The 24,831-nt window shown below is 46.3% G+C and carries 16 protein-coding genes; 8 read left to right on the top strand and 8 right to left on the bottom strand.

The window, feature by feature from the left end:
* Nucleotides 1–102: 102 nt before the first annotated feature.
* From ACHKAR_RS01755 to ACHKAR_RS01740, 4 genes are all read left to right on the top strand, one after another.
* On the top strand, nt 103–4,350 hold the full coding sequence (locus ACHKAR_RS01755) for a CHAT domain-containing protein (RefSeq protein ID WP_395415914.1): 4,248 nt from the start codon (nt 103–105) through the stop codon (nt 4,348–4,350).
* 42 nt (nt 4,351–4,392) lie between these two features.
* A complete protein-coding gene (locus ACHKAR_RS01750; protein WP_395415913.1) occupies nt 4,393–5,562 on the top strand; it encodes a PQQ-dependent sugar dehydrogenase in 1,170 nt (389 codons plus the stop codon).
* A gap of 3 nt (nt 5,563–5,565) precedes the next feature.
* Nucleotides 5,566–6,564 carry an ABC transporter ATP-binding protein gene (locus ACHKAR_RS01745; RefSeq protein ID WP_395415912.1) on the top strand — a complete coding sequence of 333 codons (999 nt, stop codon included), beginning with the start codon at nt 5,566–5,568 and terminating at the stop codon, nt 6,562–6,564.
* Between the two features lie 465 nt (nt 6,565–7,029).
* Nucleotides 7,030–7,512: a deoxycytidylate deaminase gene (locus ACHKAR_RS01740; RefSeq protein ID WP_159584538.1), complete on the top strand. Its 483-nt coding sequence runs from the start codon at nt 7,030–7,032 to the stop codon at nt 7,510–7,512.
* Between the two features lie 5 nt (nt 7,513–7,517).
* On the opposite strand, the gene ACHKAR_RS01735 is transcribed toward ACHKAR_RS01740, so the two are convergent.
* The 8 genes from ACHKAR_RS01735 to ACHKAR_RS01700 all read right to left on the bottom strand — a co-directional run bounded on the left by ACHKAR_RS01735 (nt 7,518) and on the right by ACHKAR_RS01700 (nt 20,389).
* Nucleotides 7,518–9,131, bottom strand: coding sequence for a T9SS type A sorting domain-containing protein (locus ACHKAR_RS01735; RefSeq protein ID WP_395415911.1), 1,614 nt, complete (start codon nt 9,129–9,131; stop codon nt 7,518–7,520).
* A 196-nt stretch (nt 9,132–9,327) separates the two neighbouring features.
* On the bottom strand, nt 9,328–11,121 hold the full coding sequence (locus ACHKAR_RS01730; protein ID WP_395415910.1) for a T9SS type A sorting domain-containing protein: 1,794 nt from the start codon (nt 11,119–11,121) through the stop codon (nt 9,328–9,330).
* A gap of 162 nt (nt 11,122–11,283) precedes the next feature.
* Nucleotides 11,284–13,896 (bottom strand): ABC transporter permease, encoded by a 2,613-nt coding sequence (locus ACHKAR_RS01725; RefSeq protein WP_395415909.1) that lies wholly within the window; start codon nt 13,894–13,896, stop codon nt 11,284–11,286.
* A complete protein-coding gene (locus tag ACHKAR_RS01720) occupies nt 13,893–14,231 on the bottom strand; it encodes a PadR family transcriptional regulator (protein ID WP_159584546.1) in 339 nt (112 codons plus the stop codon). The genes ACHKAR_RS01725 and ACHKAR_RS01720 overlap by 4 nt, the downstream gene beginning before the upstream one ends.
* Nucleotides 14,232–14,378: 147 nt before the next feature.
* Nucleotides 14,379–16,823: a TonB-dependent receptor domain-containing protein gene (locus tag ACHKAR_RS01715; protein ID WP_395415908.1), complete on the bottom strand. Its 2,445-nt coding sequence runs from the start codon at nt 16,821–16,823 to the stop codon at nt 14,379–14,381.
* Nucleotides 16,824–16,912: 89 nt separating this feature from the next.
* Entirely contained in the window at nt 16,913–18,178 is a 1,266-nt protein-coding gene (locus ACHKAR_RS01710) for a sensor histidine kinase (protein WP_395415907.1), read from the bottom strand.
* Nucleotides 18,175–18,852: a response regulator transcription factor gene (locus ACHKAR_RS01705; protein ID WP_159584552.1), complete on the bottom strand. Its 678-nt coding sequence runs from the start codon at nt 18,850–18,852 to the stop codon at nt 18,175–18,177. The genes ACHKAR_RS01710 and ACHKAR_RS01705 overlap by 4 nt, the downstream gene beginning before the upstream one ends.
* 70 nt (nt 18,853–18,922) lie before the next feature.
* Nucleotides 18,923–20,389, bottom strand: coding sequence for a CotH kinase family protein (locus ACHKAR_RS01700; protein ID WP_395415906.1), 1,467 nt, complete (start codon nt 20,387–20,389; stop codon nt 18,923–18,925).
* Between the two features lie 260 nt (nt 20,390–20,649).
* Here ACHKAR_RS01700 and ACHKAR_RS01695 point away from each other — a divergent pair, with 260 nt between their 5' ends.
* The 4 genes from ACHKAR_RS01695 to ACHKAR_RS01680 all read left to right on the top strand — a co-directional run bounded on the left by ACHKAR_RS01695 (nt 20,650) and on the right by ACHKAR_RS01680 (nt 24,811).
* The gene (locus ACHKAR_RS01695; RefSeq protein ID WP_370519077.1) at nt 20,650–21,303 is read left to right on the top strand and encodes an NUDIX hydrolase; all 654 of its coding nucleotides are present in this window, start codon (nt 20,650–20,652) and stop codon (nt 21,301–21,303) included.
* A gap of 82 nt (nt 21,304–21,385) precedes the next feature.
* Nucleotides 21,386–21,949, top strand: coding sequence for an RNA polymerase sigma-70 factor (locus ACHKAR_RS01690; protein WP_395415905.1), 564 nt, complete (start codon nt 21,386–21,388; stop codon nt 21,947–21,949).
* A 22-nt stretch (nt 21,950–21,971) separates the two neighbouring features.
* Nucleotides 21,972–22,961, top strand: a complete 990-nt coding sequence (locus ACHKAR_RS01685) for a FecR family protein (protein ID WP_395415904.1) — start codon at nt 21,972–21,974, stop codon at nt 22,959–22,961.
* Nucleotides 22,946–24,811: an LA_2272 family surface repeat-containing protein gene (locus ACHKAR_RS01680; protein ID WP_395415903.1), complete on the top strand. Its 1,866-nt coding sequence runs from the start codon at nt 22,946–22,948 to the stop codon at nt 24,809–24,811. Before ACHKAR_RS01685 ends, ACHKAR_RS01680 begins: the two co-directional genes overlap by 16 nt.
* Nucleotides 24,812–24,831: the final 20 nt, after the last annotated feature.

The following is a 24,831-nucleotide window of genomic DNA, read 5'->3' as shown; positions in this document are numbered from 1 at the left end:
CCCGCTCGTTTTTTCCTCACTATCACTTAATTAAGTATCAATAGTATTATAGGAGGTTATTAATTAATTTTAGCCTTGAGCCATCTCATTTTTGAATAAGCCATGATATCTCCTAAATTTTACTTCCGCAAATCGTGCGTCATTGCACTGTTATTTCTCATTGTATCCTCGGCCGCCCAGGGACAGACCTGGGAAGTACTCCTAAAAAAAGCTGAAAAGCAGTACAACAAAGGCAAATATGCCAAAGTAGAAAAAGCCCTGACCAAGCTAAGAAGCAAGCACATTGCCAAGAAATACAAGGGGGACTCCTCCCTCTATCCTCTCACCTACATCATGGAAGCCCGGGCAGACTATGCCATGGCCGATTTTAAGGGTATGGAGGGCAATCTCAATATTGCTTTGAAATCGCTTCCTAAATGGAAAAATGGACATACCTACAATTACACCATGGGAATGCTCCGGGTCATTGATTTCTACAATGAATATGGAAACCACCGAAAAGCTGATAGCCTGACCTCCATCCTGGAAGGACTCAGTTCTACTTATCTGCAAAATGACATTCTGGCTCAGGAGATCAAAATGCGTCGGGCTTTTACCGATGTAGCCATGGGTTCATATGATGAGGCCCTCATCTCCCTCAAAGAACTCATTGCAGCATGGCCTACCAAACTCAAATTGAGCTACTCCTTTGAAGCCATAAAGGCAGAAGACGAGGCCTACAAAACACAACTTCTGGTAGATCTTTTCACAGCAGAAATAGAAGCATACCGGGGCAAAGGCGAATATCAAAAGGCCATTGAGCTGCTGGAGACTCGCAACAAACAGGTGAACCGACTAGTAGAAGCCACCACAGAGGCATATATAGACTTCAGAATTGCCGAAACCAACGTGTATCTGGATTATGGTGATGCCACCAAGGCCAGAAAAGTGAGTGACCAGATTCTCACGGTAAAACCAAAAGGGAAACTTTTTGAAAAAGCTGGCTTTGCCAACATCATTGCCAATGAACGAGAAGGGCGCTTTGGCGATGCTGTGACCACTTCCATGAAAGTAGAAACAGCTTTGATCAAGGCCAAAGTGAGTCGGGAATATGCCTATTTCAACACAGAGTTTCTCAACACCCTCATGCGCAGCTATGAGCGAGATACCAAGCAAAACATAGTGATGCGATTCAATTCGCTGATCTCGCGCACCGCCAACCTCCTGCCTGAGGATCACAAGACTATGACCTTAGCACTTGAAAATGGAATTCAATACATTTTCGACATCCAACGATCAGAGAATTATCCGCTCGCGGAGAAGTTCTACATCAAACTGGGTGAGTCTCTGAATACCCGGTATGGAAAAAGGGCCCTGCAAACCAATATATATCAAATCAACTTTGCGGGCTATTACCTGAAGTACTCTGAAAACCCCGCCAGGGCTTATAAGCTACTGGCCGGGGAAGTGTACAAAAAACCACTCACCCAACTGTCCACCCAGCATCCTGATTATGCACGCATCGTCACCGATCTAATGGAGTATTTCACCCTCACGGGTAACTTTGACTATCCTATTGCCCTAACCAAATCTGTAGTAGAGGCCATGGTGGCCAACCCCAATACTACCAACTCTGAGCTGGGTGAAAAACTGGTGGCGCTTGCCAGGTTGCAAATACAAGGCGGCTACTACAAAGATGCCGAGCTCAATGCCGACGAAGCACTGAAGGTACTTAGGCGTGGTGGTGAGCGTAAATCCGAAGAGTATGTGAAGGCGCTCAACAGCGCTGCATTTCTATACGGTACCATTGGATTGTACAACAAAGCAGAGAATCAGCTCCGCAAATCAGAATCTATTTATAAGAAAATAGCCACTGCCAATCAGGAACTCAGGTTGGAATCCATCGTGGACCTGGCCTTTCTCTACACCCGTATGGGCAACTATAGCGAAACCGAGGAGCTGGTGAATACGGCCATTGCAGAGCGGAAAAAACTATACGGAAGCAGTAGCCGCCGATTAATCAAACCATACAGTGCGCTTGGTGAGGTTTTCATGATCCGCGGGGACTATCCTGAATCGGAAAAAAACCTGAGAGCCGCCCTCTCCATTGCCGAAACCGTGTATGGCGACACCACACTGATCTTTGCCGAGACCCTCAGCAAAATGGTGAAACTCTACCTAGACCTGGGCAACTATGAAGCAGCGCTGGTCAATGCCACAGACGTGCTGAAAATCAGAGAAAAAACCCTACGCCCCGATCATATTCTCTTTGCAGATACTTACACAGACCTTGGCCACATTCATTATAATCTTGGTAGTCAGCTCCAGATAGTGGACAAATACTATCAGCTGGCCAAAGAAATCACCGCGTCCAACTTTGACGAAAAGCATCCACTCTACGCAGAAGCGCTCAAAAACATTGCGTTTGTACACATTCAGCGTGCAGAATATGACGTAGCTCTGGCCCTTCTGGATCAGGCCGATGACATCTGGAGAGATGCGCTGGCCAACCAAAACAGAAGCTCTGGTGAGGTAGCCAGAATAAAAGGAGACATCTACAACTATCAGGGTAAATTCAAAGAAGCACGTCGTGAGTACGAAAAAGCGGCCAAGTATTTCAAACGAATCTTCAGTGAAGAACATCCTGACTTTCTCAATACTCAAAGCCGACTGGCTCGTGCCTACTACATTAACGACGAAGTGAGCAAGGTGGAGTCCATACTCAGTGAGACAACTCTGGCTTACCTCAATTACACCAAAACCTACTTCCCTACACTGAGTGAGGACGAAAAGGCCAAATTTTGGAACAAAATCAAACCGGACTTTGAGTTTTATAATACTGTGGCAGTGCGCTACAGTGCCAGCAAAGAGAAATATCTGGAAAACATGTACGATTTTGCCCTGGCAACCAAGGGTCTCCTCCTCAACTCCTCCATCAAAACGAGAAATAGTATTCTCCACAGTGGGGACCAAAAACTAATTACACTTTTCAAAACCTGGGTGAGCAAAAAAGAATACCTCACCACTACCTTGGCTCAGAGTTCGGAGGACGCCAGTGAGACTGAAATAGACATCAAAAAGCTGAAAGACGAAATTGCAGTACTCGAAAAGCAACTAAGTGAAAGCTCAGATGCCTTTGAGGATTCCTTCGAGTACAAACTCTACACCTGGGATGACATCCGTAAGTCACTGAAAGACAATGAAGCAGCGGTTGAAATTATCAGATACAGGGAGTTTGATGACCAATTCAATGATGAGAAGATCCGATACGCGGCCCTCATTATCACCAGTGAGACCAGAAAGAATCCGGAGTTGGTCCTTTTTGAAGATGGCAACGAAATGGAAACACGCCATTTTATGTATCACCGAAATGTCACCAAATACAAATTAACTGATGCCAACTCTTTTGGCGTTTTCTGGGAGCCTATTTACAATAAGGTAAAGGACAAAGAAATTATTTTCCTGTCGCCGGATGGTATTTACAATCAGCTCAATGTAGAGTCTTTCAAAATCAATGAAACGGAGTATGTCATTGACAAAATGAATGTGCGGGTGGTGAATAATACCAAAACCATCGCGGCACTCCGCTCCAGAGAGGCGAAAAAAGTGAAAAAAGCTGAAGAGCCACGTGAGTTCACGGCCATGCTGCTGGGCAATCCAAACTACTATGAAACCGATGAAAACCGACAAACTGCGCAACGTGAAGCCAATCGTGGCGGAGCCAATGTCTATGTACCACAGCTACCTGGCACAGAGCAGGAGGTTATCACCATCAATGATCTACTGAAAACCAAGGGCTGGAAAATAGAATACTACCTCGGAGAAAATGCGACTGAAAATCAAATCAAACAATCTCAAAATTACACGCTCGTTCACATTGCCACGCATGGTTTCTTTGATGACAAAGCCAAAAAAGAGAAACGCCCTGAGTTTATGATTGAGGAAGATGACAATCCGCTCGATCGGGCCGGATTGCTGGCAGAAGGTGGCGGAGATGTATTGGTGAAAGCCACCAAAAATTACAACATCGATGATGGAGTACTCACTGCTCATGAGGCCATGAACCTCAATTTTGATAAAACTGAACTCATCGTACTGAGTGCCTGCGAGACAGGTCGTGGGGAGATTCAGCAAGGAGAAGGAGTATTCGGCTTACAACGATCATTCCTCGTGGCCGGAGCGGATGCCATTGTCATGAGTTTGTTTCAGGTCTCCGATGAGGTCACACAGAAGCTCATGGTGGAGTTTTATAAGAACTGGCTCGATGGGCAGGATAAACGAACGGCGTTCAACAATGCCCAGTTGACGATCAAAGCTCAATATAGTGACCCTATTTATTGGGGGGCATTCACGATGATTGCCAAGAGCTAGCGCTATCTTTGAACAATCAAAAGACTTATTGATTAAATCTTCATGACCAGACTTATAATCATCTTGCTGAGCATTGCGCTCCTTTCCTGTACCAAGACACCGGAATCAGATTCGAATACTGAGAAATCTACAGCTGCAGACACCACACTGCTGGATATGACGGACTTGCAACTAGACTCCCTGGTGCTGCCTGACGGATTTTCCATAGCCCTCTATGGCCGGGTAGAAAACGCCCGATCTATGGCCATAAGCCCTTCGGGAGTCCTCTACGTGGGTAACCGCGGGGGTGACAAAGTCTACGCCCTGAAGGATAACGATGGTGATTTCAAAGCGGACGAGATTTACGTTTTGGCTACTGACATGCGAATGCCCAATGGTGTGGCTTTCAAAGATGGTGACCTGTATGTGGCTGAAGTGAGTAAACTTTGGAAATTTCCTGCCATAGAGAGTAACCTGGCCGCACCGGTCAAAGAACTGATCTATGACGATTATCCCACTGATGGTCACCATGGCTGGAAATATATTGCCTTCGGACCTGACGACAAGCTTTATGTGCCTGTAGGTGCTCCGTGCAACATTTGCGAAAGCAAGGATGAAATATATGCTTCTATCACCCGCATGAATGCTGATGGCTCTGACCGTGAAGTGTATGTAAGTGGAGTCAGAAACACGGTCGGGTTCGCCTGGCATCCAGAAACAGGAGATCTCTACTTTACCGACAATGGGCGGGATATGCTTGGTGATGACATCCCTCCCTGTGAGCTAAACAGAGCTACAGAAAAAGGCCAGCATTTTGGCTATCCCTACTGCCATGGTGGCGAACTCAAAGACCCGGAATTTGGAGACAAGAGATCGTGTGATGAATTTGTGGCACCTGTTCAAAAACTCGGAGCACATGTGGCACCACTTGGCATGAAGTTCAACACGGGCAGTATGTTCCCTTCCCAGTATGCCAACCTGGCCTTTATAGCAGAACACGGCTCCTGGAACCGCTCTCCGGAGGCTGGACACAGTGGCCACAAGATTACTACCGTGAAGATAGAAGACGGCCAGGGTGTAGCCTATGAAGATTTTATTACAGGTTTTCTCAACAAAGAAACCAACACCGCCTGGGGACGCCCGGTAGATGTACTGTTTCTCAAAGATGGCTCTATGCTCATCTCCGACGACCTGACCGGGTCTATTTACAGAGTGACCTACACCGGATCGTAAATATTGTCCATACTCAGCGCACATTCTGTAGGGAAAAACTATGACGGACGCACTGTCCTTCAAGGCGTTTCATTTGAAATCCATAAGGGAGAAATATGCGCACTCATAGGCAGAAGTGGATCGGGGAAAACCACGCTGATCAGGATATTGGCTGGCCTGCTCGCACCTGACACTGGCGAGGTTTGGCTGGAAGGCGAAAAGCTGGAAAACCCTGACGATCAACTAGTACCAGGCTACGAAGAAATCAGGCTCGTACATCAGGATTTTCAGCTGAAGCACCGCATGACAGTTAGGGAAAACATCCGGTACGAACTTCTCAGCTATGTGTCCGACTATCAGCACGAACGAATCTCAGAGCTGTTGAAGCTTTGCCGAATCGAGCATCTGCAGGATAAAGACATCTCTTTGCTCTCCGGAGGTGAAAAGCAACGCGTGGCCATTGCCAGAGGCATGGCCACCGAGCCTGACGTGCTGTTGCTGGATGAGCCCTTTAGCAACCTGGACATCAACACCAAGGCTATCCTGCTCGAAGAAGTAAAGGAGATAGCAAGCTCTACGGATACTGCCATTTTCCTGATTACCCATGATGCCCGGGATGCTATGGAAATTGCCGACAGGCTGCTCGTGCTGGATGCCGGACAGCTCATCAAAACAGGCACACCGGAAAATATCTATCATGCCCCAGGTGACATCAGAGTGGCTGACCTCCTGGGCCTTTATAATACCTTGACAGTTGGAGAACTACAAACGCTTCTTCCCAACATCTCTCCACCAGCGGGACATCACTTCGGCTTGTGGGCAGAAGACCTGCGGCTAGATCCAGACGGTTTTGCAGCCACCACTCAAAAAGTAGTGTTTGGCGGGCCCTATAACAAGGTAGTCCTCTCTCCACATTCCCTTCCCCATTTACGCCTTTGGGCCTTTGATCATACAAAAAAAATCACTCCAACAACACAAGTCTGTTTTTCAATCAAAGAGGATCGCCTCTTCCCCGTCACCTAATTGCGCGGAAAATTCAATCTTGCCCACTTTGACCTCAATTAAGACATTTGATAAATCAATCAGAACCATGGTGACCCAAAGCCGGAACCAGCTCGCTCGTGCCCCCTCAATGATCAGCAAGCGCCAGCAGTCCTATGACCATAAAAAAACCCCGCCTTGAGCGGGGTTTGCTGGGTGCTATCCGGAGTGATCAGATCAATCGAATAACCAGGCCAGATCCTGTGTTGCTGTGGGTTATCCCAAACAGTTTTCTTATATAGTAGTGCAAATACCAATCATCTGATATAAGCATGAAATTACTACCTAAAAGCCACCTAAATGCTGTTGAAAAACATGATCAGTGCTGATATGTATCAACGGTATTCATCAAATATTTTAGGTAAGAAAACGTTACCTTTTTCCGTCTGATTTCAAAAAAGGTTAAATCCTTGAACACCTAATGGGAGTTGTCACTAGATTAGCAGTATGGACAGACCAGCGTTTGACGACATCTTCATGGAACTGGCAGTAAACCTTGCCAAAAAAAGTCATTGTATCAAAAGACATGTAGGAGCAGTACTCACCAAAGACACCCGCATCATCTCTATAGGCTACAATGGCCCTCCTGCAGGCACCCATAACTGCGATGAAGAATATCCTGAAACAGGTTGCCCCCGGGATTCAAAAGGTGGCTGCTCTCTGGCGATTCATGCCGAGCAAAATGCCATCCTTTATGCTGTGAAGAATAAGGCTACAGTAGAGGGTTCAACGCTCTATGTGACACTTTCACCTTGCCTGGCCTGTGCCCGGATCATCTATACCGCCGGTATCGTAAAAGTCATCTACCTAAACTCTTATGCCGCTCACAAAGGCATAGAGCAGGATGAAGGCGTGGATTTCCTGAGCAAGTTTGGCGTGACCATGGAAAAGTACCAGGGTCAAATCTCTCATGTCACAGACCTGATCTGAAAGAGCTATTGAATAGCGAGCCTCTTAGTGGTGAACCCACTTGAATTCTGTACTTTGAGTAAATAGGTACCTGGTTTCATTCCGGCAGTGCTAATCTTCTGCTCCTCACTGAAATTACCCGTTCTTATCTGAAGTCCGCTGATGGTATACAGTCCCCAGGACATATCTGCGGTGGCTCCGTCTACGGCAAATATCGATTCTGAAAAAGCAGGATTCGGATAAGTTTTGATTTCCGAAGAAAAAGCGGTGGACCCCAAGGCAATGACTTTGAGCACTTCATGAGTTCCATCATAGTCGGTCTGTGAAAGCCGGTAGTAGGTGACCGTCCAGGCATTGTGTCCTTGTTCATCAGTCACTTCATACCTCCGCATTTCTTTGCAGGATCCGGCTCCTTCCACTTTTATTATTTCGTCAAAAGTCTGTCCATCCCTTGATCGCTCCAGGGTAAAGTGGCTGTTGTTGAGTTCAGAGACGGTCTCCCAACTAAGTACAACCTTTCCTGCTCGCTCCATCCCTTCAAACCACAACAGACTCACAGGAAGCGGATTGCAAGAGCTCCCACAACATCCTCCACTCCCACCGGAGCAATCGCCAGTATCTCCCGTTGGTGTGTTGCCAGTGAAAGTACCTCCAACCACCAGAGTACCACCATTCACATCCACAGCACCACCATTCCTATTATCAAAATTTCCACCTACATCAATGAACCCTCCACTATCTGCGGAAACATCACTATTTCCGCGATTGTCGAAATTGCGAAGCAGATTAAAAGTGCCATTGTTTCTTACCACTAAAATCTCATTCCCTGCATTGTCAAAATTGCCTGTGGCGCGAACATGTGAGTTGTCTATGTACCATTCATTATTCACAATATCCCCTTTAATATCCACCTGAGTATTGTTATTCATCGTGAGCACACCATTGCCATTGAAATCCAGTGCAGTGGTCCCAAATGACATCAAATTGGAAGTACCAAGATCCAGGGTGCTATTGTCAAAAACCACGCTGCCATTTTCAATGGTCATTTTCCCTCCTGAATTCACGATACTGTTAGTAACTGTAGTGTTTTTCAAGGAAATACTCGTTCCCACATCCAGCACCGCGTCAGTGATGGTAGCATTCTCGAGTTGCAAACTCCCGGAGGTGGTAATATCTGTCCCTGTCATGGCCATGCTGGTCACGCTGGTGGTCCATGAGGATACGCCTGTAAATGTAGAGTTCTCCAGTACTACATCGTCTCCTGAGATACTCACTGTCCCCATGCTGAGTACTACATTGCTATTATACATGGCAAAATCTCCACCATTGGCAGTCGAGAAACTGGTGGATACGTTATAGGTGCCGCCATTGTAGGTGTTGGTGGATCCGGCCCCATCCGCTAGTGTCCACACATTAAAGGTAGCTCCTGTGCCGTTGAGCGTGCCTCCAGATTCTACTTTAAGTGTGCCCATCACAGTCACCGTCACTCCCGGATCCACATTGAGTGTAGCGCCGGAAATGGTCAGGTTCCCAATGGTGGTACAATTGCTGCTAATAGTACCAGAAGTAGGGCATTGAGCCCATAACACTCCGGTAAGTGCTAAATATGAGATGGTGAGTAAGCCTATTTTAATGATCATAAGGTGGTTTTTTTTAGTCCATAGCTAAGAACTACACCTTAAAATAGGGTTATATTTTATTCATAACATATTGATAAACACGCAATTGGGCGAATTACGCACATTTTTGCGTGTTATACGCAGGGGGTCTTTTACCTAACGGAACTGAATCAAACAGGGTATATTAAGTATAAAAATTACCCAACATGGCTCTCTGTTATCGGATGATGATTTTAGCAGTGGTGCTGGCTGATCCGCTGAAACTTTTCAAGAGGTATGTCCCTGGCTTGTAGTGTTGCATATTTATTCTGTTGCCTGAAATAAATGAACCTCTGGCCATCAGCCCACCGGATAAAGCGTATATTTCCCACGACATATCGGCCGTTACACCCTCTATCTGAATTTCATCCCCTTGCCAGGCCGGATTTGGAAATGCCTGGATCCTATTCACCTGTGCACTTTGTCCCAGATCAATTACGCGGAGCCATTCAAAAGTTCCATCATAGTCCGTTTGCGAAAGGCGATAATAGACGGAAGTGGAGGAGGAAGTAAAACCCAGGTAATCTATGAATGAATAATGTTGAATTACTTTAGAGGTACCATTTCCGGAAATCTGAGCGATGGGTTGAAAAGTACGCCCGTCTGTAGAGCGCTCCAAAGTGAAGTAATCATTGTCTTTTTCCGTGGCAGTACTCCAACTCAGAAGCACCTGATCGTCCTCCTGCAGGGCGTCAAAAGTGATCAATGACACGGGCAATGCTGCGCAACCAGATCCACAGCAACCATCTGCACACTCCGAATCTCCTGAGGATGCCGAAACCCCGCTATGAGGATCCGACATAGTGCCTCCATAGGAGAATGTGCCGTCAGGAACCGTGATAGAAGCTGGTGTAGACTCGTTGCCATTTGTAACATTTCCGGCTACAGCAAACGACCCTCCTCCGTCTATATCAATCGAACTCCCAGCGGAGTTATTCAAATTGCCGCCAATCGAGACAGAACCACCATCCACATCTACATAACCCTGGTCTGCAGGATCACCATTGGGTTGTAATCCGTTGTTAAAGTCACCCGTCACGGTGAGCGTTCCGTTATTTCGTACGGTCAGCTGTGCGTGAAAGTCATTGTTCATGTCTCCGTTGATGTACACATCGCTGGCATCGATGATCAGACTAGACTGATCCTCCGTATTCATGTTACCATTTGAGAGGGTAATATCACTCCCATTTTGGGCCAAAATGGTAGCCTGGAAGTCATTCATAAAGTTTCCTGAAGTGAGCGTGATCGTAGAATTATCCAGGATCATATCGGCACCATTGTCATTTAAGAAATTACCTCCGACTACAAGAGATGAGCCATTGGTAATGTTGGAGCCAGATTGCTCCCCAATCGTGAAGTTAGTGCCTGAGTTGATAGAAGAGTTGTTCACGGTGAGTGTGCGTCCGCTGCCACCGGTAAAACTGAAGGAAGTCCCTGCATCGATGGACGATCCATTTGTCAGTGACAACTGTGTACCTCCTCCGGAAGTAGCAAAAGTAGTTCCGGTGGAAATATCAGAGTTATTGAGTGTGATGGTACCCTGCTGGAACCCCTCTGAAAATGATGTACCAATATCCAAAACGGCATTGGTCATGGTGAGCCCACCGTGATAACCACCGGTATATCCATTAGTCACATTCAGCGTGGTACCACTTAGGTTCAAAGTATAATTATTTCCGGTGTTCACGGTGCCCACATCTACAGTCCCGCCAGAAATGGTTCGGGTAGTGGCCGAACCAACATAGCTATTATTGAGTGTACCTGTCACCGTGAGTTTAGCGCCAGCTCCTAATGTTAGATTGGCATTTAGTGTAAGGTTTCCTGTGATGGTATAATTTGCACCAGAAGTAATGTTACAATTGCTATTGATGGTTACATCACCTGTCACATTTCCCGTTGGGCATTGGGCATAGGAAGTCAGACATAATGTTATAAAAAATAAGGCGCATAACGCCCTCACATTCAAGGTCATGGGTTGGATTAATTACTATGGACTAATCCCGTAAAAGTACCTCACTTGACCATAAAAGACTCATTTTTATCGCTAAATGGTGCTCATTTGTCGACACACACCCGAGATACTCCCATAACCGTTAAAGTTGGAACACTTACCCCTCATCAAAACGATATTATTCTACTCTTCCTTTAAAGAATCCAATGGGTTATTAGCTGCCGTCCTGTAGGTCTGTAGGGCTACAGTTACCAGCGAAATCAGGGCCAGTAATGCCAAAGGGATCACGAAAATCATACTACTCAAATCGATGCGTTCCACATAATTATCAAGCCAATCATGCCCCAGGTAGAACGCAACCGGCACAGCAATAAATGTACTGGCGATGATAAGGCGTCCGAAGTAGGCTATTATCCTCACAAAGATTTGACCCACTCTGGCTCCAAGGACCTTTCTGATCGCTATTTCCTTGCGCTTGCGCTCCAGCACAAATGCCGATAGGGTAAACAATCCAATTGAGGCAATGACAATGGCGAGAACCGAAAATCCGGAAAACAACAAGCCAAACCTTCGCTCTCCATCGTACAGAGCCTGGAATGAATCATCCATAAATCGACCATCCAGAGGGTAATTGGGTAAGAAACGATCCCATGTGGCCTCTATGTGTTCCAAAGCGTCTCTTAAATTACCATCTATTTTCACCATCAGATAATCTCCTCCGAAGATATCAAATACGCCATCATTCATATACCGAAACACTACTGGTGCGTTTCCGCTTTTCGCCGAGCCCAGAGCAAAGTCCTCCACTACGCCGATGACTTTGAAGTGCCCTTCACTTCTACCCAACATTTTGCCGAGAGGTTCCTCCCATCCCAGGGTTTTCACCAGGGTTTCATTGACAACAATATTCATGGTATCGGTGCCCAGGTTCGCGCTAAAAAATCTACCACTTTGGAGTTTCAAGCCCCATACCTCCAGAATCTCGCTGGAAACGAAGATATTATTAGGACTCAGTTGAATTTGGTCTTCATCCACTGAGGTATAGTTCCAATCAGCCATACCTCCCGAAGGGTATCCATTGGCCAGCCCCACCTGACTGATGGCCGCCTGGCCGAGTAGTTGATTCTTGAAAGCTCCAAAGTCCCCAGCTATCTTACGAGCATCTCTGATGACATAGGTCTGTTCTGTAGCCAGACCCAGTTTTCTATTGCTCATCAGCGAAATCTGCTGATATACAATGTAGGTGCCTACCATGAGTAACAACGAGATAGAAAACTGAAAAATTACCAATCCTGAGCGCATCCGGCTACCTCCCCCTTTTACCGTCTCTCCTTTCAAAGCTGCAATGGGACGAAAAGACGCCAGGTAGAGCGCTGGATAAATCCCGGAAAGCAAACTGGTAGCGATCAAAATGAGGAAAAACCAAAGGGCATTCTCCAGGTTCACAATGTCCCAGATACCATAGCTTCCCAGGCTCACCTGGTTGAAATATGGGAGGCAAACCAACGCCAGCACGAGCCCGGCTACCATGGCGATGGATGTAATCACAAATGACTCCAGAAGAAACTGCTGAGCAATAAGGCTTTTCACAGAACCCATCACCTTTCTCATCCCAATCTCCTTAGCCCTGAGAGAAGAGCGCGCAGTGGCCATATTCACATAGTTGATGCAGGCGATAAGCAGGATAAATACCGCCACCCCTCCAAAAGTGAGTATACTCTGATAGTCTGCTCTTGTACCCAGGGAAAGTCGCGGGTGATGCAGATGAATGTCCTTCATCGGGACAAGCCCAAAGGAATACTGGTGACCTTCGGCGAAGTAATCTTCAAGGGTAGCGTAGGCTTCATAAAATCCCAGAATCTCCGGGCCAATGTATCGCTGGACGAAATCAGGAAACTTACCCTCCAGTTGATCAATGTTAGCATTAGGATCAACAAGTAAATAAGAATAAAAATTATTCCCAGTCCACCAACCATTGGTCACCCATGACTCACGTGGCATGGACAAGATAAATTCGTATGGAATGGAACTAGTCGCTGGTGGATTTTCTATGACAGCCGTAATTCTATAATCATCCCCATCTACATTAATCTCCTCTCCTACCACTTCTCCATTAGGGAAAAGTTTATCGGACACTCTTTTTGTAAGCACTACATCCCTGGGGCCACTGAGTACCTGACCGCTCCTGCCCGCCAGGAAGGTAGCAGGAAACAGATCGAAAAAAGTAGAATCCGCGTAGATCCCACCTCCTTGCCTGATGTAGCGGCCCTGGAGTGAGATCACACTTTCCAGAGGCCCCGAAATCCTGGTTCCATTTAGTACTTCAGGATAGTCAGCCTGCATCTGCTTCACCAGCAATGCCGGGGTGTTCCCTCCACGCTCATTTAATGTCACACGGTAGATATTCTCCAACTGTGGAAGGTGCTTATCGAAAGCAAACTGATACTTGATGTGGATCAGAATGAGGAGACATGCCGCTATGGCCATTGAAAGACCCAAAATATTCAATGTAGTCTGCACCTTGTTTTTACCCATGCTCCGCATGGTCACTTTGAAATAAGTTTTGAACATACCAAAAGGTGTATTAGGTTGAAAATCTTCTAAATCTTTGATGTATCGCCACCTGAAAAAACGAATCACATTCATGTAGGCAGCTAGTCTGGCCTTGGTTGGATGTGTGGCCACCTGTCTATGATAAAGCTCCAGCAGGTCACCCTCTATCACTTCGGCATACCAGGGCTTGCAGAACCATCTCAGTATTCTGAAGGGCAGTTTCGGTGGATTGGCAGATGTCATCGGGTTTCCAGCAAAACTTTGGGTATTTGATCGTAAAGAGTATTTCTCACCCTTCGATTGATTTCCAATACCTGTACCCCAAGATTAGTCACTTTGAAATATCGCTTACTACGACCCCCTCGCTCGGCTGTGGCGCCTCCCATGTATGAGCTGAGGTAGCCTTTTTTCTCCAATCTATCGAGGGCAGTGTGTACTCCGCTGATATTCACCTTCCTGCCCGTCTGCGCTCCAATCTCGTCCATCACTCTGACCCCATAGGCATCTTCATGAAGGATGGCCGTCACCAGCAGCACCAGTTCTTCAAACTCTCCAATCTGTACCTTTTCTTCTTTCATATCATTCATGATTGTAAATGAAATACGTCAGCAAATGTAAAAGGTTTCTTTCATAGTTGTAAATGATATGATCAAAACAAAAAAAACCGACTCATTGTATGAGCCGGCTTCTACCAATCAACCTAACTAACTATATTTTTCTGGGGATCAAAAACCTCCATCACCTTCAAACTCGTCCCGGCCTGCACCGCGCTCAGGTCTTTGCTTCTTCTGATTAAGGCGATAAGTAGCGGTGAGCACAAAAGTGGGGCCCTTCCGCCACTGCCAGGTGGACTCCTCGTAGAAAGTGGGTATATCCGTGATCGACCTCCACTTTCGTGAATTGAAGAGGTCTCTCGCACTGAGGGAAATGGTCCCGTTATTTTTCCAGATATCTCTGGTCAGCCCCACATCGACCACCGTCACGGAGAGCCTTCTCCCCTGCGACTGATTCTGCGGCGCCTGATAGTTCACATTCACCTGAGCATCAAAAAGCTTAGGTATCTTGAAGTTGTTGCTTACCCTTGTACTGAAGGTGGTAGTGCGTGCTCCCAGATTGATGGTGTCTCCCACCGTACCGGTAATCTGCTGATGATAAAAGTTGAAATTACCACTCACACGATACCAACTGGTAAACTCATGGGCCGCATTGATTTCCATCCCTAGTGCATCACTTTCGCCAATATTGTATGGAATCTGCACCCGTTCTCCACTCTCGTTTGGAGCAAGGCTCACTCTACGAATCAGCTGAGTAGTATGTCGGTAATACACCCCGTAGTAAATAGATGAAGCCTTCAGGTTCTGAAGAAATCCGGTTTCGTATGAATCAGTAAATTCGGGCTGAAGCTCAGGGTTTCCTATGCGGAAATTACGATTGTCCGTAAAGGAGCTAAACGGATTCAACTCTCTGAACCTGGGCCTGTTGATCCTACGGCTGTAGCTCAACTGCAATTGGTTTTCACCTTTGAGCTTATAGGTAAAAAAAGCACTTGGGAAAAGGTTGGTATACTGCCAGTTTCGCTGCTTGCCTGTTTCCTGAAACACCGTATTGATGCTGGTGGTCTCACTTCTAAGCCCCAACTGCCAGGATATTTTATCCAATTCGTTGCTCACGATACCATAAAAAGCATGTACATCCTCATTGTAGGCAAAGTCCGTGCTGAAGGTATCCAGGGGAACATACGCCTCGGAGGGGTCATTCTTCTCTTGTACGTTATAGATATTTTTCACTTCTCTGAAAGTACTCCGGAATCCAGCTTCTACCTTGCCCTTCTGACCAAATGGCTGGATATAATCCGACTGAAGCATCAAACGCTTCTCGCCCTCATCGTTGCGCACTTTTTGAAAAAGTTCGGGGACACTTTCGGCCATGGTAGCTCCCTGATACTGTACAATGTCGGACTTCTCCAGTTCATTGTTATTTTGATACTGAAAGTCTGCCGTGAGTTTTTGGCCCTGACGCTGAAAGGTGCGGGTATAGTTGACTGCATACTCAAGGTTCTCATCACCCTCCGTTTCGGTGTCTTCCCGGCGTGTATAGTCTATGAGTTGTTCGTTGCCATCATAATCTTTGTACTCAAGTTCCGAATCATTGAGTTCATCAGAGTAGCGATAGAGAAAAGAGGTGGTAATCGTACTGTAATCGTTGAGGTAAAAATCCGCTCCGAACCTCACGTTATTGGATATCCCACCCCGGATGTGCTGACGACTCAGGTCAGTCGTATAGGAAGTATCTGGCAGCATATACTGCTGACTGGCACCTCCCAAGCCTGGCGCTTTGTTGTAGTTTACTCCATAGTTAAGAAACAGATTGACCCATTTTTTTCTAAAATTAACATTGGCGGAGGCTCCATGATTGTGTGGATAGCCGGTATTCACCTGAAAACTTCCATTGAGACCGTTTCCTTTGTCCTTTTTCAAAATGATATTGATGATACCCGCCATCCCCTCGGCATCATACCGGGCAGAAGGATTGGTGATGATCTCCACGCGCTCGATCATATTGCCCTGAAGCTGACGCAAAGCATCTGTACTGGACAACCCCACGAGTCCTGAGGGTTTGCCGTCTATGAGTACCTTCACACTGGAGCTCCCACGGAGCTCCACGTTGCCCTCCACATCCACAGTGACAGACGGCAAATTTCCCAAAATATCAGAGGCGGATCCTCCTAACGAACTCAGGTCTTTACCCACGTTATACACTTTCTTATCGAGGCTGAGCTGCATCTGAGTGCGCTCTCCTGAAACCACCACTTCATCCAGTTCACTCACCGATGGCTTCATGCTGATGGTTCCCAGGTCGGGATTGCGGTTGCCTTGTCCCACAATGACCGAAATCTCTTTCGTTTCGAAGGTAACAAACTGAATTTTCACCACATACTCACCAGGCTCCACTGCCAGGCTAAACCGACCTTCGGCATCTGTAATACTCCCAGTGATCAGGCTCTTGTCGTCCGCACGCACCGCACTCACCGTGGCAAACTCTAAAGGCTGGCCTGTACCTGCATCAATCACCTGTCCTCTGATAGAAGGTGCCTCCTCGATAGGTGATGCCCCATGAAGGGTGATGCCAAAAAGAAAAATGAATAAAAAAGTGTAAGTGTTTCGTATCATAAGTCTATTAGAGAATGCAAAACTACCTGCACACTCTGATTGAAATTTGTTTGAATTCTGAAGGAAATCTGATTTTTATGTAGCTACATCTAATTCCTACTTTCCCAACGTACCGAGAGGTGATGTTGTTCGGCAGAAGTTTGATAAATAACAGAGAATTGATGTTCTGAACAGATCTGCTGAACTATGGACAGCCCCAGCCCGGAAGAATCAGGATTTTCCGACCCCTTTTTGAATCGCATGAAATAATCCTGCGCATTGCCCTCGAGAGGTTCGCCAGTGTTGGTGATGTTAAGACCGGCGGAGGTAAGCTCAACACGGAGGCTGCCGCCGGTACGATTATGTCTTACGGCATTGTTCAGCAGATTGGTCATCAGAATTCCCAGTAGCGTAGCATTGCCAATGACCTCCACATCAGGCTCCACCTCTGTAGTGAGCGTAATCTGCTTCAGCTCTATCAGCTCTTTGAAATCAAATAACAACTCCGACAAAAGTTTGGAAACATTGACAGGGGCAATATCCGAGAATTCCTTATTCTCGATCTTGGTGAGGAGCGAGAGCGAGTTGCTCATCTTACTCAGCCGCTTCAGCGCATTCTGTGCTGAGGAGATGAGCTCCATCTGATCTTCGCGGAGCTCGGATGACTCCATGAGCAGCTCCAGCTTGCCTTGAACTATAGAAATGGGTGTCTGTATTTCATGTGAAGCATTTTCCGAAAACTCCTTCAGCGAGCGATAATCCCTTTGAGCTTTTTGCATCATTTCGTCAATGAACTGGTTGAGTTTTTTAAACTCTGCTGTGGACGAAAGGGGCAGCTTTGGTGTGTGAGACTGCTTGATGGAGAAATCCCGGATAGCAGCCAGTGTAAACTGAAACGGCCTGAATACATAGTAGGAAGCAATGAGACTAAGAACGAGCGAAACCAGCAGCAACATCAGGTAGGTTTTCACCATTGATTCACGTACGGCATCCTCGATATCGTCTTCTTCTATGATGAGATCATAGAGCATAATTTTATAGGCCCTCCCATTGACCTGTCGAATGACATCCAGCTTCAGATGCGGCTCTATCCTATTGAGGGTTGAGTGTGTGACGAGGGTATCGGTAAATACAATTTCGCTATCGCTCACCAATTCATCGAGCGGTGTGATGACCATCTTATCCCGTGAAATTTCGTGGGTTGGATTTCTGTGTTCCAGAAACCCTACGACTGACTGGAGTCTTTCTTTGAGAAAAAGCCGCTCCTCTATGTCAATCTCACGGCTTATAGCATTGTAGCTAAATACCGCTCCAATGAGGAATACAATAGAGGAGATGAGGACAAAATACAGAGTGATTTTAACAACGAGTTTCATCCCTTTTTGAATTTATAACCCACGCCGTAGACGGTATGAATGTAATCGGTACCTCCTGCTTCAGCGACTTTCTTACGTAGATTTTTGATGTGCTGATATACAAAGTCGAAAGAATCGGCGGTGTCCATATAGTCCCCCCAAAGGTGCTCTGCGATGGACTGCTTGGTGAGCACACGATTTTGATTGAGCAGGAGATACTGGATCAGTTCAAACTCTTTACGGGTGAGGTCAAGCACCTGTCCTCCCACCACTACCTCAAAGGTCTGAGTGTTAAGTTCCATGTCTTCAAACTGGATTTTGTCATCCCCCTGCTGGTTTTTTCTTCGAAAAATCGCCCTCAGGCGGGCGTTGAGTTCAGCCAGATGGAAGGGCTTGGCCAGGTAGTCATCTGCTCCCAGATCGAGGCCCTTGATTTTGTCATCAAGGGCATTTTTAGCGGAAATAATCAGCACGCAGATCTGAGGCCAGTTTTCCTTGATGGTTCGAAGCAGGTCCAGACCATTGCCATCAGGCAGCATGAGGTCTAGTGCCACCAGATCATACTGATAGGCATAAAGTTTCTCCACGGCCTGCTGGTAGCTGCCTGCCACTTCACACACATAGCCCTCCCCGTGGAGATAGGTGCGAATATTGGCGCTAAGTTGATCATGATCCTCTATGACAAGTAGTTTCATTGGGACCAAAAATACGGGCTATTTCTGAAGGAATTTTGAAATGAGAAGTGGCACTGAGAATTGTGCTCACTCAAAAAGCCGAAATCTGACCATCCATCCACTGGGTGCGCTCCTCTAAATAGGTCTTGAGGCTGGCGATACTTGCGTCATAATCCACCCCGATGGCCTTCCCCCATCGATCATAGTTGCGATCTACAGCGCCATTCTCTATCAGATAGCTGGCAGTGGCATCAACCATAGCCGTGAGAGATGCAGTGCTCATGATCCCTCCCCGCAGGCTGTTCCACCTGATCTTGACAGCCGCCCTAAACTTGGGATCTTCCATAAGTCTTGGCCACCAGAAGGGCACCATCCAGGCGTCGGACTCCACATACTGATTGTAATTCATCACCCAGCCATCTATGGGTACCCGTCCACCATTGTCATAGCCAATGTTCAGGTCCCAAACCGGGCCCATATTTAATCTGCCGCCCCGGTCTTTGTGCAGATAGGTACTGAGCCGGTAAGCATCTACGTTCCGTACTACCTCATTCAGTAGGAAAAAATCCACAAAACTTGACAGATCAACAAAGTCGGTATAGGTCCGCTCTTCTGAAGAAAAGTCATCTGTCAAAAGGGCCGTCTCAAAATCACTGATATACGCTTGAATGTAATTTTTCTGAGCAGCGGTAATCTCTTTAGCCTTTGGATACTCATACAGAAAATAGGTTTCCAGGTACATATTGGCATGGTACGGCTGCCCATATGGGTCAAATTCAATAGGCTGTCCATAGATGTCATAGTCCGAACGAAAGCTGATATCCTCAGTGTACCGGGCATCATCCTCCCAGTTATTTTCAAAGTACTCCAGCGGCTGGTTGATGTTCAGGTCCCCACCTACCGTCTTATCAATTTTCAAAATATACCCACCTGTAATATCATCAGCCAGCACATCTCCTGGCTCAAGTTTTTTAATGTCTATTCGATTCTTGTCACGTTTGAGTTTTTCCATGAACACATAGACCCCCTTGTAGTCATTGTCTATCTGTAGCTCCACAAACTCCGTGCGACTGGCATATCGACCCATCTCCTCAAATAGCCGATACCCAAACTGATGATACATGAGGGTACGGTCAAAAATATATCCCTGCCCTTCATTGACCACATGCCCCATAAGTATCCAGTCTTCTTCTTCAGGAAACCCAAAAAAACTCACTTCGGTATCGCTGCCATCCTCGGCCCAGGTCTCTATTCCAAAAGACTTCTTATCCGACAATCGGAAAGAGGTAGACCCTCGATATTCAATGCCGATGTGTGCACTCTGCACTGCGGCCTTTTCCACATAGACCTTCAGCTCAGCCGGGATTTTAGGCTCATTTTTGATATCCACACCTTTGGTATCGATGATGAGATAAGGCAGTTGGCTCTCTCCGGTCTCAACTGCAAAGACCACCTCCTCTGGAGTCTGAGGATTGGGCTCCTCCTTTTTGTCGGTTTTACAGGCTACCAGCGCAGAGAGGCCTATTATTGCACTAAAAAAAGTCAGATGAGTACGCATAATTCCCACAAGTTACGCAATTTTCATACCCCCAAGAAGAGCCACCGTTAGCCGATCAAACCCGAGAGCGCTGGAATTCAAGCCATCCGTTTCTCAGCCTTCTGCCCAGGTGCATTACCTTCACCTTTGGAAACTTGCCTTTAATTACGCATTTTAACCTGCGATGAAAGAGTGCACACGAGATTTCTGCACCTTATTTACAAATAATAGATTTAATCACAGCCATGATCACCACTTATCAAAACCAAAAAAGACTGCTTGTGGCAGTAGACTGTATCATCTTTGGCTTTGACGATGAAGAACTCAAGCTGCTTTTGATCAAAAGAAATCTGGAGCCCGAAAAGGGGAAATGGTCACTCATGGGTGGCTTTCTTCGTGAGGATGAAACCGCCTCACAGGCCGCCAACAGGATACTCCACAGCCTCACTGGTCTACGAGACGTCTATATGGATCAGGTGCGAACATTCAGTCAGCCAGACAGAGACCCTGTGGAACGAACGATTTCCATTGCCTATTATGCGCTGATCAAAATAGAAGACCACAATAAAGAGCTCTCCCGACAACACTCAGCTGAGTGGTTCAGCCTCAACAAAGCGCCTAAACTCATATTTGATCATGGCGACATGGTTACCACAGCCATCAATCTCCTGCGATACAAAACCTCCGTTCAGCCCATTGGATTTGAACTGCTGCCTGAAAAATTCACCATGCGGCAGCTACAAAAGCTCTATGAGGCTATTTTGGATCAGGAGTTGGACAAGCGAAATTTTGTCAAAAAAATCAATCAACTGGATGTGCTGACCAAACTGGAAGAGAAAGACATGACTTCCAGTAAAAAAGGCTCATACCTCTATCAGTTCAACAAGGAAAAGTACGCCTCGGAGTCCAAAAGGGACTTTTCGCTGAATGTTTAGATCAAGACGTACGTCTCGATAGCACATACTTACAAACAATACCCTTTCATTTTATACTTTTGGGTATATCCACACCTAACCGTTGAATCCTAGCTCCAAACAAATTGTCCATATCAGTGATGACCAGGTTTTCGAATCTCTCTTCAGGACTCACTACGACGAACTGGTACATTTTGCACTGAGCTACATCTCCAATGAAGACGATGCTGAAGAAATCGTGCAGCAGCTTTTTGTGACGCTCTGGAGCCAAACAACCATTGAGATCAACACTTCTGTCAAATCCTACCTCATGGGGTCTGTGCGCAATAGATGTCTTAATCATTTGCGACATGAGAAGGTCAAAGCCTCGCATGCCACTCATCACCAGATCACTCACCCAAATGCAAGTAATATTGATTTCCTTGAACTCGAAGAGCTGAAGGAGGCGATTGAAGCAGCACTAAATAAGCTGCCAACCAAATGCAGACAGATTTTCAACCTGAGTCGATACGAGGGTAAAAAATATCAGGAAATAGCTGATCACCTCCATTTATCTATTAAAACAGTAGAAAATCAGATGAGTAAAGCACTGAAATTATTGAGGAACGAACTCAAAGATTTTCTGATCTTAATTTTTTTGTGGATGGTGAATGGGGGTAGATTTTGAGTAACGTGTCAACTAAGAAAGGATGAATACAAAACTTCCAGATCATATTTCCACGGAGCTACTAATCCGGCATTTCTCGGGGCTTGCCTCAAAAGAGGAAGAACTTGTCCTGATGCATTGGACCAATACTTCTGTGGAAAATAAGGAGCTTTTAAGAGAGCTTCATACTCTGTGGGCTGATACAGGAGCAATCAGCACCCCAAACACAGACTATAAAAAACGAGACATTGATGCAGCCTGGCAAAAAGTGCTGGCACAAAAACCTGTCTCACCAACCAATCGTACTTACACCCTTCTCAAAATAGCGGCGATCATTTTAGTGATGGTCGGTGTTGGATACCTCGTACGTTTCTTGCAAGATCCACAAAAAACTTATACTACTCATTCCACAGTAGGCAACATACAATTGGAGGATGGTTCTGTCGTGGCTCTCAATGAGGCCAGTCAGCTCACTTACCCCGGTTCCTTCAGTACCGAGGAACGAAGGGTAGCACTCAGTGGAGAAGCTTTTTTTGAAATCACTCCCAACCCCAATCAGCCATTCATCATCGAGGCAGGCCCCACTCAAATCAGAGTGTTAGGTACCTCTTTCAATGTTAAAGTGGATGACAAAAGCGTAACCGTAATCGTAGAAACAGGCACCGTACAATTCACTCGGGGAAACGAATCTGTCCTGATCGTCCAAGGAGAGAAAGCCACATTCAGCAACACTACTGAAACTTTGTCTCCCGCCCAAAAAACATCTTCAGTTGGCCTGGAGCAATTCTGGAGGACAAAATCCCTTCGCTTCTCCGGCGAAAAACTCCCTGAAGTCATCCGAACCATTGAAGAAGCTTATGCAACTCAAATCAAGCTTGGAAGCGAAAAATTAAGCGATTGCAGCCTGAGTGTGACCTTTAACAATGACACGCTTGAAAACATTCTGGACGTGATTGCCCTTACGCTGAACCTTGAAATTTCGCAAACCGACCAACAATACATTTTAACTGGAAAAGGATGTACCGATTACTAACCTTTATTGGGCTCTTACTATTTTCTCAGTCAGGCCATTCTCAGATTGATCCGCTGAAAGATACACTGACCATTTCCTTCGATGGTTCCACTACTATGGAGGCACTGGAAATGTTGTCCAGACAGTCTCAATACCACGTTTCTTACAATCCAGACAGGTTACCCAAAAAAGAGATTTACAGCACCTACCAAAGAGAATCCATTGAAACAATTCTCAAAGGTATTTTAGGAACCGGGTTCAATTTCAAGGTTCATGGTAGCTATATTATCATTCAGGTAGATGTCTCTGAAAGCACCTCTACCCCCATCCACATCAATGGTGAGGTTCTCGACGCAGTAACCGGAGAAAGACTTGCCAATACCAGAATTTACGAAGTGAGTCGACTTTCGGCCACACTTTCCAACGAAGATGGGTCTTACCACCTGGCCTCCAGGCCAGACGGAGACAAAATCACTTTGGCCATTAGTAAGGAGAATTATAAGGACACGGTAATTACAGTAGACAAAACCTATAGCGACTTCCTCAGTCTGCTTTTAGAACCTATTCATAAAACAGAAATCACCATCAACTCCATAAAACAAGCAGCAGGTCTGTTCATAGATAAAAGAGAAAAAAAACATATCGAAGACATCCCTTCAGGAGAAGACCGCTGGGCTCAACTTTCCCTTGTACCAGGAGTGAGCACTAATGGTCAGGTTAGCAGTCAGGTCACCAACCACATCTCTTTGAACATCCTGGCGGGTTATGCCGGAGGGGTTGATGGCGTTGAATTGGGCATGTTTAATGCCAACCGTGGACAAGTCAGAGGCCTTCAGATTGCTGGTCTGGCCAACACTGCTGGCGGGGATATCGAGGGCCTTCAAATAGGTGGTGCATTCAACCTGAGTAAGTCCGAAATGAAGGGCTTTCAGGCCGCTCTAGGTGCCAATGCTGTTTCTGGATCGGCAATGGGGGTACAAATGGCTCTCGCGGCCAACTACTCTGCAGACCTCAGTGGTCTGCAGGCATCCATGGGTGCGAATGTAGCGGAAGACGTCAGAGGCATGCAGGCGTCATGGGGCTATAATTTGGCCAGGGATACCCTTATGGGTATTCAAATGGCCTTGGGTGCCAATATGGCCAGCAACACCAGTGGAGCCCAGCTGGCCCTCGGCTACAATCATGCTCATGGAAAATTGACAGGAGCACAGCTTGGCAGTGTGATGAATTACACACATCATTCCCTACGGGGGATGCAAGCTACCTTGCTCTACAACCATGTGGGCGACACGCTCAAAGGCCTACAATTGGGGACCGTCAATTCTGCTTCTACATTAAAAGGAGTACAGGTAGGCCTGGTGAATATGGCCGAAAAAGTGGAATACGGAACGATGTTCGGTCTGGTCAACCTGGCAAAAGGTGAAGTGATCGCTTTAGATATTGACTATAATGATGTCACCGAATTTAACATGTCATTCAAGTCTGGAGTCAAACATTTTTATACCATCATCACTTCTGGCATTAGCTATGAAAAGAATTTCTGGACTTCAGGTTTTGGCTTTGGAAGTCAACAAAACATTGCCAAATTTCTCTATCTGGGAGTTGAATTAACTGGTCACACGCTCCTCCCTTCCAATCAGCAGATTACCAGCGTTCCAATCAATGGTAGGTTCAATATTTCGCTCGGTGGGCAGATTACAGAGCGCATGTCTATCCATGCCGGCCCGGTGCTTCACTACCTCTATTTCTATGGCATCAATGACCGATTCAACCCGATGGACTTAGTGGGTACCAACCCTCTATTGGAAAGGTCTAGTTCCAAGAATTCTCAAAAATTATGGCTGGGCTATCGCATTGGACTGAGAATTTGAAATTCAGGATATTTTAAACA

This window comes from Marinoscillum luteum (assembly GCF_044005705.1).
GTDB lineage: Bacteria > Bacteroidota > Bacteroidia > Cytophagales > Cyclobacteriaceae > Marinoscillum > Marinoscillum luteum.
The sequence above is the reverse complement of the archived record's forward strand: the minus strand, read 5'-3'. Positions and strand labels throughout refer to the sequence as shown.

Coding starts and splice junctions, on each gene's coding strand:
- ACHKAR_RS01755 (WP_395415914.1), top strand. CDS start 103: ATGATATCTCCTAAATTTTACTTCCGCAAATCGTGCGTCATTGCACTG.
- ACHKAR_RS01750 (WP_395415913.1), top strand. CDS start 4,393: ATGACCAGACTTATAATCATCTTGCTGAGCATTGCGCTCCTTTCCTGT.
- ACHKAR_RS01740 (WP_159584538.1), top strand. CDS start 7,030: ATGGACAGACCAGCGTTTGACGACATCTTCATGGAACTGGCAGTAAAC.
- ACHKAR_RS01735 (WP_395415911.1), bottom strand. CDS start 9,131: ATGATCATTAAAATAGGCTTACTCACCATCTCATATTTAGCACTTACC.
- ACHKAR_RS01730 (WP_395415910.1), bottom strand. CDS start 11,121: ATGACCTTGAATGTGAGGGCGTTATGCGCCTTATTTTTTATAACATTA.
- ACHKAR_RS01725 (WP_395415909.1), bottom strand. CDS start 13,896: ATGACATCTGCCAATCCACCGAAACTGCCCTTCAGAATACTGAGATGG.
- ACHKAR_RS01720 (WP_159584546.1), bottom strand. CDS start 14,231: ATGAAAGAAGAAAAGGTACAGATTGGAGAGTTTGAAGAACTGGTGCTG.
- ACHKAR_RS01715 (WP_395415908.1), bottom strand. CDS start 16,823: ATGATACGAAACACTTACACTTTTTTATTCATTTTTCTTTTTGGCATC.
- ACHKAR_RS01710 (WP_395415907.1), bottom strand. CDS start 18,178: ATGAAACTCGTTGTTAAAATCACTCTGTATTTTGTCCTCATCTCCTCT.
- ACHKAR_RS01705 (WP_159584552.1), bottom strand. CDS start 18,852: ATGAAACTACTTGTCATAGAGGATCATGATCAACTTAGCGCCAATATT.
- ACHKAR_RS01700 (WP_395415906.1), bottom strand. CDS start 20,389: ATGCGTACTCATCTGACTTTTTTTAGTGCAATAATAGGCCTCTCTGCG.
- ACHKAR_RS01685 (WP_395415904.1), top strand. CDS start 21,972: ATGAATACAAAACTTCCAGATCATATTTCCACGGAGCTACTAATCCGG.
- ACHKAR_RS01680 (WP_395415903.1), top strand. CDS start 22,946: ATGTACCGATTACTAACCTTTATTGGGCTCTTACTATTTTCTCAGTCA.